The sequence below is a fragment of the Acidibrevibacterium fodinaquatile genome (assembly GCF_003352165.1).
In the GTDB taxonomy this organism is placed as follows: domain Bacteria; phylum Pseudomonadota; class Alphaproteobacteria; order Acetobacterales; family Acetobacteraceae; genus Acidibrevibacterium; species Acidibrevibacterium fodinaquatile.
In genome coordinates this window covers 3,896,831-3,907,406 of the sequence record NZ_CP029176.1, presented here as the reverse complement: position 1 = coordinate 3,907,406, position 10,576 = coordinate 3,896,831, and the positions used below count along the sequence as shown (strand labels likewise).

At 66.5% G+C, this 10,576-nt stretch carries 11 protein-coding genes; 2 read left to right on the top strand and 9 right to left on the bottom strand.

What is annotated here, in order from left to right:
- Positions 1 to 398 precede the first annotated feature (398 nt).
- From rpsT to mutM, 3 genes are all read right to left on the bottom strand, one after another.
- A complete protein-coding gene (gene rpsT, locus DEF76_RS18460) occupies positions 399 to 668 on the bottom strand; it encodes a 30S ribosomal protein S20 (protein ID WP_114913549.1) in 270 nt (89 codons plus the stop codon).
- A 112-nt stretch (positions 669 to 780) separates the two neighbouring features.
- Complete coding sequence (locus DEF76_RS18455; RefSeq protein WP_114913548.1) at positions 781 to 1,578, bottom strand: enoyl-CoA hydratase; 798 nt, start codon at positions 1,576 to 1,578, stop codon at positions 781 to 783.
- Positions 1,579 to 1,599: 21 nt separating this feature from the next.
- Complete coding sequence (gene mutM / locus DEF76_RS18450) at positions 1,600 to 2,442, bottom strand: bifunctional DNA-formamidopyrimidine glycosylase/DNA-(apurinic or apyrimidinic site) lyase (RefSeq protein ID WP_114913547.1); 843 nt, start codon at positions 2,440 to 2,442, stop codon at positions 1,600 to 1,602.
- Between the two features lie 30 nt (positions 2,443 to 2,472).
- Here mutM and DEF76_RS18445 point away from each other — a divergent pair, with 30 nt between their 5' ends.
- On the top strand, positions 2,473 to 3,237 hold the full coding sequence (locus DEF76_RS18445; protein ID WP_114913546.1) for a class I SAM-dependent methyltransferase: 765 nt from the start codon (positions 2,473 to 2,475) through the stop codon (positions 3,235 to 3,237).
- A complete protein-coding gene (gene coaBC, locus DEF76_RS18440; RefSeq protein ID WP_114913545.1) occupies positions 3,237 to 4,445 on the top strand; it encodes a bifunctional phosphopantothenoylcysteine decarboxylase/phosphopantothenate--cysteine ligase CoaBC in 1,209 nt (402 codons plus the stop codon). The genes DEF76_RS18445 and coaBC overlap by 1 nt, the downstream gene beginning before the upstream one ends.
- 134 nt (positions 4,446 to 4,579) lie before the next feature.
- Here the strand turns inward: coaBC and DEF76_RS18435 are convergent, their stop codons facing one another.
- From DEF76_RS18435 to DEF76_RS18410, 6 genes are all read right to left on the bottom strand, one after another.
- Complete coding sequence (locus DEF76_RS18435) at positions 4,580 to 5,590, bottom strand: extracellular catalytic domain type 1 short-chain-length polyhydroxyalkanoate depolymerase (protein ID WP_162800754.1); 1,011 nt, start codon at positions 5,588 to 5,590, stop codon at positions 4,580 to 4,582.
- A gap of 151 nt (positions 5,591 to 5,741) precedes the next feature.
- Positions 5,742 to 7,532, bottom strand: coding sequence for an EAL domain-containing protein (locus DEF76_RS18430; protein ID WP_162800753.1), 1,791 nt, complete (start codon positions 7,530 to 7,532; stop codon positions 5,742 to 5,744).
- A gap of 132 nt (positions 7,533 to 7,664) precedes the next feature.
- Complete coding sequence (locus DEF76_RS18425; RefSeq protein WP_114913999.1) at positions 7,665 to 8,537, bottom strand: 3-hydroxybutyryl-CoA dehydrogenase; 873 nt, start codon at positions 8,535 to 8,537, stop codon at positions 7,665 to 7,667.
- 56 nt (positions 8,538 to 8,593) lie between these two features.
- The gene (locus DEF76_RS18420) at positions 8,594 to 9,532 is read right to left on the bottom strand and encodes an electron transfer flavoprotein subunit alpha/FixB family protein (RefSeq protein ID WP_114913542.1); all 939 of its coding nucleotides are present in this window, start codon (positions 9,530 to 9,532) and stop codon (positions 8,594 to 8,596) included.
- Positions 9,533 to 9,534: 2 nt separating this feature from the next.
- The gene (locus DEF76_RS18415) at positions 9,535 to 10,284 is read right to left on the bottom strand and encodes an electron transfer flavoprotein subunit beta/FixA family protein (RefSeq protein WP_114913998.1); all 750 of its coding nucleotides are present in this window, start codon (positions 10,282 to 10,284) and stop codon (positions 9,535 to 9,537) included.
- A 97-nt stretch (positions 10,285 to 10,381) separates the two neighbouring features.
- Entirely contained in the window at positions 10,382 to 10,561 is a 180-nt protein-coding gene (locus DEF76_RS18410) for a twin transmembrane helix small protein (RefSeq protein WP_240319060.1), read from the bottom strand.
- Positions 10,562 to 10,576 lie beyond the last annotated feature (15 nt).

Genomic DNA, 10,576 nt, shown 5'->3' with positions numbered 1-10,576 from the left:
CTCTCACGCCCCCAAATTTAACCTTCCGTTCGCCACGGAGATCGTGGAGACGCCCAAAACCACCCATTACGTCTATCGCGCCGCATCTCTCGCGAGCTGCGTCAACAAACCACCGTCTACAGACAGAATTGAGAAGGGCGGACACTAAACCGAAGGTTCGGCGGAAGCAACCGAGAAAGTGGCCAAGACAAAATTAGTGCAAATCGCGAGGCATAATTATAAAAACAGCACAAAAACTGCTTGCTTGCCCAGCCGAGCAAGGCATTTTTTACTTTTGCGGCGGGCGCATACGGCAGAGAAATTGGTCAGGAAAAAACACCCCGCATCGATATTCTGACACGGATTTGTCATTTTCGACCGCGCAACCCGCCGCCGTCAAGATGGCGGGAGAGAAATTTTTACGAAAGCGCAAGTGCCTTGATGCGCGCCGACAGCCGCGAGATCTTGCGCGACGCGGTGTTTTTCGGCAGCACGCCTTTGCCGGCGGCGCGTTGCATCTCGGGCTCGGCGAGACGCAGCGCGGTCACCGCCGCCTCCTTATCGCCCCCGGCGATCGCCGCCTCGACCTTGCGGATGAAGGTCCGCACGCGCGACTTCCGGGCGCGGTTACGCTCGGTGCGGCGTGCCGTCTGGCGGATGCGCTTGCGCGCCGAAGCGGTATTGGCCATGGCCCCTCATCATCATCATCAAAAAGCCGAACACCCCGAACGGGCGAATACCCTTTCGAGCCAGGAAGCGCCTTCTAGAAAGCGCCGCCGGGCCTGTCAAGCGGCGCCCCCATCACGCGGCGCCGGGCTCGCCGCCGCGCCAGCCGGAAAACCGGGGCTTGCGCTTTTCCGCGAAGGCCGCCATGCCCTCCTGCTGATCCGCCGTGCCGAAGAGCGGCAGGAAGAGCGAGCGCTCGACCCGCACCCCCTCGCCGAGCGTGGTCTCGAACGCCCGATTGACCGCTTGCTTGGCGACCGCGAGCGCGACCGGCGACAGCGTCGCCAGTTTTTCGGCGAGCTTCAGCGCCTCGGCCATAAGATCGGCGGCGGGCACGACGCGGGCGACGAGATTGGCGCGTTCGGCGTCATGGGCGTCCATCATGCGCCCGGTCAGGATCATCTCCATCGCCTTGGCCTTGCCGATCGCGCGCGTCAGGCGCTGCGTGCCGCCGGCGCCGGGGATGACCCCGAGATTGATCTCCGGCTGGCCGAATTTCGCGGTCTCGGCGGCGAGGATGATGTCACACATCATCGCGAGTTCGCAGCCGCCGCCTAACGCGAACCCGGCAACCGCGGCGATCACCGGCTTCTTCACCGTGGTGACGATCTCCCAGGGCGCGATGAAATCCTCGCGCATCACCTCCGGATAGCGGCGTGGCAGCATTTCCTTGATGTCGGCGCCGGCGGCGAAGGCCTTGTCCGAGCCGGTGAGGATGATCGCGGCGATCGCCGGATCCGCGTCGAAAGCCCGCAATTGCGCCCCGAGTTCGGCCATCAGCCGGTCGCAGAGCGCATTCAGCGCCTGCGGGCGGTTGAGGCGAATGATCCCCGCCTTGCCCACGGTTTCGACCACGATCATCTCTGGTGCCATGTGATGTCTCTCCCTCTCGTCTCAGCGTTGCCGGCGCGGACAATAGAACGAACTTCGCCCGGCTTGCACGAGGCGCGCAACCCCAGCGCAACGCGGCGCGCCGGGACAATCCGGGCACGGCGCCCCGGCCCGGCCATAGACCCGCCACGCGTGCTGGAAATAGCCGAGTTCGCCATCGGGCTGGACGTAATCGCGTAAGGAGGAGCCACCGGCGGCGATCGCCTCGGTCAGCGTCTCGCGGATCGCGGCGACCAGGCGGGCGGCGCCGGGGCGCGAGATGTCACCGGCCAAGCGCGCGGGATGGAGGCGGGCGCGAAACAGCGCCTCCGCGACATAGATATTGCCGAGCCCGGCGACCACCCGCTGATCGAGCAGCACCGATTTGATCGGGCTCTGCCGCCCGGCGAGGCTGGCCGCGAGCCGGGCCGGGGTGAACCCCTCTTCCAGCGGCTCCGGCCCGAGCCCGGCGAGCAGCGGATGGGCATCCTCCGCCACCGTCGCGACGAGATCGACGAGGCCGAAGCGGCGCGGATCGATGAAGCCGAGCCGAAACCCCGCCTCGGTCACCAGGAGCAGGTGGCAATGCGCCGGCTCGGGCGCGTTGGCCCCGGGCGGCATGAGCAGGATGCGGCCCGACATGCCGAGATGCCAAAGCACGCTTTGCCCGCCGGCGAGCCGCACGAGAATATATTTCGCGCGGCGGCGAAAGCCGCTCACCCGCGCGCCGGTGAGCGCGGCGGCGAGGTTGGGCGGCACCGGGCGGCGAAGATCGGCGCGGCGAAGCTCCGCCCGCGTGATCACCTGGCCGAGCAGCCGCCCCGCCATTGCGCGCATCACCGTCTCGACTTCGGGGAGTTCCGGCATGATCAGTTTTCAGGCTATAGGAAACCCATCATGAGCAACAGCCCAAGCCACGAGGCCACCACGGCGACCACCGATTTCGGCTTTCGCGCCGTCCCGCGCGCGGCGAAGAAACCGATGGTCCGCGCCGTCTTCGAAAGCGTCGCCCGCCGCTATGATGTGATGAACGATCTGATGTCGCTTGGGCTCCATCGCGCTTGGAAGCGGCGTTTCATCGACCGGCTCGCGCCGCGGAGCGGCGACACCCTGCTCGATCTCGCCGGCGGCACCGGCGATATCAGCTTCGGCTGGCTCGCTGCGGGCGGCGGGCGGGCGATCCTCTCTGATATCAATCCGGCGATGCTCGCGGTCGGGCGCGAACGGGCGCGGGCGCGCGGGATCGTCCGCGGGCTCGATTTTCTGATCGCCGATGCCGAAGCGCTGCCGCTCCCCGACCGCACCGTCGACCGCGTCTCGATCGCCTTTGGTCTGCGCAACTGCACCGACAAAGAGGCCGTTCTTGCCGAAGCGCTGCGGGTGCTCCGCCCCGGTGGGCGGTTTTTCTGCCTGGAATTCAGCCGCGTCCAGGTCGCCGCCCTGGTGCCGCTCTATGACGCCTGGTCGTTTGCGGTGCTGCCGCGCCTTGGCCGCATCGTTGCCCACGATTCCGAGAGCTATCAATACCTCGCCGAAAGCATCCGCACCTTTCCCGACCAGGAAACCCTCGCCGCGATGATGCGCAAAACCGGGTTCGCCCGGGTCGCGGTCGAGAACCTCGCCGGCGGGATCGTCGCCATCCATACTGGCTGGCGGCTTTGATGACGCTGGCCGGAAAACGGGTCCTCCTGATCATCGCCGGCGGCATCGCCGCCTATAAGGCTTTGGAACTGATCCGCTTGCTGCGCGGCGCGGGATGCGCGGTAACCCCGGTTTTGACCCGCGCCGGGGCGGAGTTCGTGACCCCGCTCGCCGTCCAAACCCTGGCGGAAAATACCGTCTATCAGAACCTCTTCTCGCTCACCGACGAGGCCGAGATCGGCCATATCCAGCTCTCGCGTGCCGCCGATCTCGTGGTGGTCGCGCCGGCGACCGCGCATATCCTTGCGCGGATGGCGGCCGGTCTTGCCGATGACCTCGCGACCACGCTTCTCCTCGCGACCGACAAGAATGTGCTGGTCGCGCCGGCGATGAATGTGCGCATGTGGCAGCACCCGGCGACGGTTGCGAACCTGGCGGCGCTTGCCGCGCGCGGGGTTCATATCGTCGGGCCGGACGAGGGGGAAATGGCGTGCCATGAATTCGGCCCCGGGCGTTTGGCCGAGCCGCACGCGATCTTCGATGCCATCGCAGCCCTGCTTGCGCACGGGGGTCCCCTTGCCGGGCAGCACGCGATCGTCACCAGCGGCCCGACGCAGGAGCCGATCGACCCGGTACGCTACATCGCCAACCGCAGCTCTGGCCGCCAGGGCCATGCCATCGCTGCGGCGCTGGCCGCCCTCGGCGCGCGGGTGACGTTGGTCGCCGGGCCGGTCGCGCTCGCCGATCCGCCGGGGGTCACCGTTTGCCATGTCGAGACCGCGCGGGAAATGCGCGATGCGGTTTTCGCCGCCCTGCCCGCCACGATCGCCGTCTGCGCCGCGGCGGTCGCGGATTGGCGCGTGACCCATGCCGCCCAGGAAAAAATGAAAAAAACCGCCGCCGCGCCGCCGATCCTCGAACTCACCGCCAATCCCGATATCCTCGCCGAACTCGCCGCCGCCGGCCCGGCCCGGCCGCGTCTCGTGGTCGGCTTCGCCGCCGAGACCGAACATCTTGCCGCCCACGCCACCGCCAAGCGTGCGCGCAAGGGCTGTGACTGGATCGTCGCCAACGATGTCTCGCCCGCGACCGGTATCATGGGGGGCGCCGAAAACGCGGTGCTGCTGATCACCGCGGCGGGCACGGAGACCTGGCCGCGCATGACGAAGGACGCGGTCGCGCGCAAGCTCGCCGCCCGTATCGCCACGCATTTCGCCGAAGGCGCATAGGAAGGCCGATCGCGCGGGTCGAGTGATGCGGGTCGAGTGATGCGGGTTGAGTGATGCGGGTCTGGGGGCGCTGCCCCCAGCGGGTCGAGGGCAGCGCCCTCGCCTGCCTCTCCCGCACCTTACGCCGGACGACGTCAGTGCCAGAAGCGGACGATTGCTTCGGTCGCGTCGATTTCGGCGCCGAGCACCCATTGTGAGGCTGGGCGACGGCGCGCCGCGTCCGCGCCGACCGGAAAACCGTGATCGAGGCCGGCGATCGACCAGGCCTCGACGTTCGGCGCCGCCGCATGCCCCCAGATGCGCCGGGTGACCCCGGGGGAAACCTGTTTCACCGCCGCGTCCACGGCATCGAGCCCGTGCAGCGCCGTCCATTGCCGAACGAGATTCTCGCCATTGCCGGGATCGACCACCCGGTCGGCCTCGCCATGCCAGATGGAAAGCCGTGGCCAGCGCCCTTTGTGGCCACTCTGGGCGGCAATCAAGTTCGCCCAAGCGGCCGGCGTCATTTTCGTCGGCCCGGCATCATGCATGCGCAAAAACGCTTCACCGGCATTGCTCGCGCAGCCGACCGGAAGCCCGGCGACGACCGCGCCGGCGGCGAAGGTCTCGGGGTAGGCGGCCAGCAGCGCCGCCGCCATCGCGCCGCCGGCGGAAAGCCCGGCGACGAAGACCTGTGTCCGATCGCAGCGAAAGCGGCGAAGCGCGGTCTGAATCATTTGTCGGAGCGACAGCACCTCGCCGCGGCCGCGATGGGTATCGCCGTGGTTGTACCACGAGAAGCAGCGCGCATGGTTGTTGCTGATGGCCTGCTCGGGCAACACGAGCACCCAGCCATGCCGGATCGCCGCCTCGATCCAGCCGCCGCTGGTGGCGAATTCCCCGGCGCCTTGGCCACACCCATGCAACAGCATCACCAGCGGTGCACCGGGCAGCATCGCGGTCGTCGGCCGAAAAACCCGCATCGCGAGCCGCCCCGGGTTCGACCCGAATTCCGCAATGTCGAGCCATTCGCTCTCGGCCGGTCCGTCCCAGGGCATCAGGAAGCGCTCGAACCCGCTTCGCCAACGCCGCGAGAGGCTGTGGCGAAGCCGCGCGAGCGCGAGGCGTGGCGGAAGACTAGGCTGTGAAAACGACGACGAAAGCATGTGACCCGCCTTTTCTTGGGGGAAGCTTTCGCGATATGGGGTGGGGTTTGCTGCATTGCAGCATAGTCTCGCATAACGGTGACGACAGACCATTGCGCGGAACGCATGGCTGATCGTCTGCGACCTCTCTCCGGCAGCGGCCGAGGCCGGGTCACGGCAGCGACACCGCGACCGCCGGCAAGGCATGATCGGCGAGCCAGAGCGCCAGGGCCTCGGCCGCCATCGGCCGCCCGATATGATAGCCCTGCCCCTCGTCACAGCTCCAGCCGGCGACCATGGCGCAGATTTCCGCCGTTTCCACCCCCTCGGCGACCACCCGGTAGCCGAGTTCATGCGCCATCAGGATCGCCGCCTTGACGATCGCGCGGTCACGCGCGCTGGTCGCGAGGACGCGGATGAAGGATTGGTCGAGCTTGACCACGCTGGCCGGCATGGATTTGAGATAGGCGAGGTTGCTATAGCCGGTGCCGAAATCATCGATCGCGATTTCGACGCCAAGTTCGCGGATCGCGCGCAATTGCTGGTGCACGATGGTGCGGTTGGGCAGCAGGCTGCTTTCGGTGAATTCGAGTTCGATCGCCTCCGCCGGCAGGCGATAGCGGCGGAGCAGCGTCGTGATGCGCCCGACGATGTCGCTGTTTTGCAAATCACCGGCCGAGACATTGATCGAAACGCGAAGCGGCTGCCCTTTTTGGTGAAATTCGGCGATCGCGTGCATCGCGGCATCCATGACCCAGAAGGTGAGATCGGTCATCAGCGCGGTATTTTCGACGAGCGGGATGAATTCGCCGGGCGAGACCGGGCCGAGCGTCGGGTGGTTCCAGCGGATCAGCGCCTCGACCGCGCGGCAAAGGCCGCTGCGGAAATCGAGCCGCGGCTGAAAGGCGAGCGTCAACTGGTCGGGCGCATCGAGGGCGCGGCGAAGTTCGCCGAGCAGCATATGCGCGTCATGCCAGTCATCGGCGGCGCTTTGGCCGCGCGCCGTGGTCAATACCCGCCCGACCGCCCGCGCCTCGTGCGCGGCGAGAACGCCGCGTTGCAGCAGGGCCTTGTCCATGAAATCGCCGAGCCGGAACGGCACCACCCCGATGCTGGGATAGAGTGCGAGCGGCAAAGTCTCGCTGATCGGCCGGCGGAGATGAACGGCCATCTGGTCGAGCTTTTCCTGCCAGCCAGGGGTTGCCGACGGGTCGAGGAGAAAACCGAAGCGAAGCGAGAGCGGATGATAGATCGGAAAACCTTCCCCGAACGCGGCGCGGATGCCGCGGATCATCGCCGTCGGCAAATCCCGTTCCCAGCGCGGACCGAGCATCGTGAGATAAGTCGGCAAGTGATCGGGATCGGCGATGTCGAGCATTACGAAAAGCCGGCTCTGGCCGCGCTGGCGGCGGGTGAGATCGGCGAGATCCTCGCAGAATTGGGCGGCGTTCGGGAGCAGGCTGGTCGGGTGCAGGCGGCCGGAGGAATGGCGAAGCTCGATGAGCTGCATCACCTGGGCGGCGAGGATTTCGAGCGAGTGGCGTTCGGCGGCGGTGAATGTGCGCGGCTTGCTATCGAGGATGCAGAGCGCGCCGATCGCGTAGCGGTCGCGGGTGATCAGCGGCGCCCCGGCGTAAAAGCGGAGATGCGGCGCGCCGGTGACCAAGGGGTGGTCGCGAAATCTCGGGTCTTCGCGCGCATCGCTGACCACCAGGCTTTCATCGCCGCGGATGGCGTGATCGCAAAACGAGGTGGCGCGCGGCATTTCGGTGAGATCGAGGCCGTGGCGGGATTTGACCCATTGCCGTTCGGCGTCGATCAGCGAAATCATCGCGATCGGGACAGCGAAGCAGCGCGCGGCGAGCAGGGTGATGCGATCGAATTCGTCGTTCGGCGGCGTATCGAGCAACGCGAGTTGCCGCAGCGCTTCCAGACGCCTTGCTTCATCGCTTGCGGCGAGCACGCATCCCCCTGTTCGCTTGCCCGGCATGGGCGGAAACGGAGCATCTCTCCGCGCACTATGCGCGAAAAGCCTTACCGAACCGCTAACGCGATGATGGGCTTGATTTTTAACGTCGTCCCGGGGCAGACGACGTCAGCGTGTCGGACGGGGCGGGGTCTGGGTGTAATCGTAAAAGCCGCGCCCGGTCTTGCGGCCGAGCCAACCGGCCTCGACATATTTCACGAGAAGCGGGCAGGGGCGATATTTGCTGTCGGCGAGCCCTTCATAGAGCACCTGCATGATCGCAAGACAGGTGTCGAGGCCGATGAAATCGGCGAGTTCGAGCGGCCCCATGCGGTGATTGGCGCCGAGCCGCAACGCGGTATCGATCGCCGCGACCGAGGCGACGCCCTCATAAAGCGCATAGACCGCCTCGTTGATCATCGGCACCAGGATGCGGTTGACGATGAAGGCGGGAAAATCCTCGGCGACCGCGATGGTCTTGCCAAGCTTTTCGGCCAGAGCGCAGATCGCGCGAAAGGTCGGCTCGTCGGTCGCGATGCCGCGGATGATCTCGACCAGCTTCATCACCGGCACCGGATTCATGAAATGCATGCCGATAAATTTTTCCGGCCGATCGGTGCTGGCGCCGAGCCGGGTGATCGAGATCGAGGAGGTGTTGGAAGCGATCAGGCAATCGGGGCGGAGATGCGGCGTGAGGCTGGCATAGACCGCACGCTTTAGCTCCTCTTTCTCGCTGGTTGCCTCGATCACCAGGTCGCAATCGCCGAAGCCGGAAAAATCGCCTCCGGTCTGAATGCGTGCGAGCGCGGTCGCTTTGTCGTCGGCGGTGATCTGGCCGGATTTGATCTGCCGGTCCATGTTGCGCGCGATGGTTTCCATCGCCCGCGTCAGCGCCTCGGGTTTGACGTCCATCATGATGACATCGAGGCCGGCGATGGCCGCGACATGGCTGATCCCGTTGCCCATCAGCCCGGCGCCGATGACGCCGATTTTCCGGATCATTGGCACCGCGACCGGGGTCTCCGCCGGGCTCGCGGCGATGCCGGTGAGACCGACGCTCACGACACCTTCTCCAGCGCCTCGGACAGTTCCGGCAGCGCCTTGAACAAATCGGCAACCAGCCCATAATCGGCGACCTGGAAGATCGGCGCTTCCTCGTCCTTATTGATGGCGACGATGACTTTGCTGTCTTTCATGCCGGCGAGATGCTGGATCGCGCCGGAAATCCCGACCGCGACATAAAGCTCCGGGGCGACGATCTTGCCGGTCTGGCCGACCTGATAGTCGTTGGGCACGAACCCGGCATCGACCGCGGCGCGCGAGGCGCCGACGGCGGCGTGCAGCTTGTCGGCGACGGCGTCGAGCAGGTGAAAATTCTCGCCGCTCTGCATCCCGCGCCCGCCGGAGATGACGATCCGCGCCGCCGTCAGCTCCGGCCGCTCGCTTTTGGAGAGCTCCGCCGAGACGAAGCGCGAGGTCTCTGGCGCGGCCAGGGTCGGCGCCGCGACGATCTCCGCCGAACCGCCCTCGGCGGCGACCGGGTCGAAGCCCGTCGCGCGCACGGTGATCACTTTTTTCGCGTCCGCCGATTTCACCGTCGCCAGCGCGTTGCCGGCATAGATCGGGCGGACGAAAGTGTCGGCGTCGAGCACCGCCGAAATGTCGCTGATCGGCTGCACGTCGAGCAAGGCCGCGGCGCGTGGCATGACGTTCTTGCCGCTCGCGGTCGCCGCGGCGAGGAGATGGGTATAGTCGGGGGCGAGGGCGACCAGGAGAGCGGCGAGCGGCTCGGCGAGGCCATGGGCATAGGCGGGCGCATCGGCGGCGATGACTTTCGCAACCCCAGGCAGCTTCGCCGCCGCTTGCGCGACCGCGCCGATCCCCTCGCCGGCGACGAGGACATGCACCTCGCCGAGCTTTTGCGCCGCCGCGACCGCGCTCCGCGCCGGCTGCTTGATCGCCTGGCCGTCATGGTCGAGAAGGACGAGTGCGGTCATGGTCAGATCACCTTGGCTTCGTTTTTCAGCTTGTCCACCAGCTCCGCGACCGAGCCGACCTTGACCCCGGCCTGGCGGCGCGGCGGCTCGGTGGTTTTGAGAACCTGAAGGCGTGGCGCCGGGTCGACGCCGAGCGCCGCCGGGGTCACGGTCTCGATCGGTTTCTTCCGCGCCTTCATGATGTTGGGGAGGCTCGCATAACGCGGTTCGTTGAGGCGAAGATCGGTGGTGACGATCGCCGGCAACGTGAGGGACACGGTTTCCAGCCCGCCATCAATCTCGCGCGTCACCTCGGCGCGCCCGTCCGCGATCGAAAGCCTGCTCGCGAACGTCCCTTGCGGCCAGCCGAGGAGGGCGGCGAGCATCTGCCCGGTCGCGTTCATGTCGTCATCGATCGCTTGTTTGCCGAGAATGACGAGCTGCGGCGCTTCCTTGACGACGATCGCCTTAAGGAGCTTTGCAACCGCGAGTGGTTGCAGCTCGACATCGGTTTCAACCAGGATGCCGCGATCGGCTCCCATCGCGAGCGCGGTGCGGATGGTTTCGGCGCAGGCGCCAACCCCCATCGAGACCGCGATGATTTCCTCGACGACGCCTTTTTCCTTGAGGCGAACGGCCTCCTCGACGGCGATTTCGTCGAACGGGTTCATCGACATTTTCACGCCCGCGGTTTCGACGCCGCTGCCGTCGCTGCGCACCCGCACCTTGACGTTGTAATCGACAACCCGTTTGACGGCGACAAGAAGCTTCATCGGCATTGCGTTCCCTGACATGCCCGGACCTCGGAGCCCGGGCGAAATTAGGCAGCGCTCTCGGGGCCTGTCAAACGCGAGAGCGGCGCCTTGCGCCTCACGAGCGCCCGAGGCTGAGCAGCAGGGCGAGCAGCAGCAGCGCCGCCGCTTGCAGGATCACCCGCCAGCGCATCAATTGGTTGGAGCGGCGCGGATCGCCGCCACGCGCGACCCCGATGATCCCGAGCACGAGGACGCCGAGCACGCCCGCCATCACCAAAACCAGAAAAAACGACAATGCCGCCCGCATCGC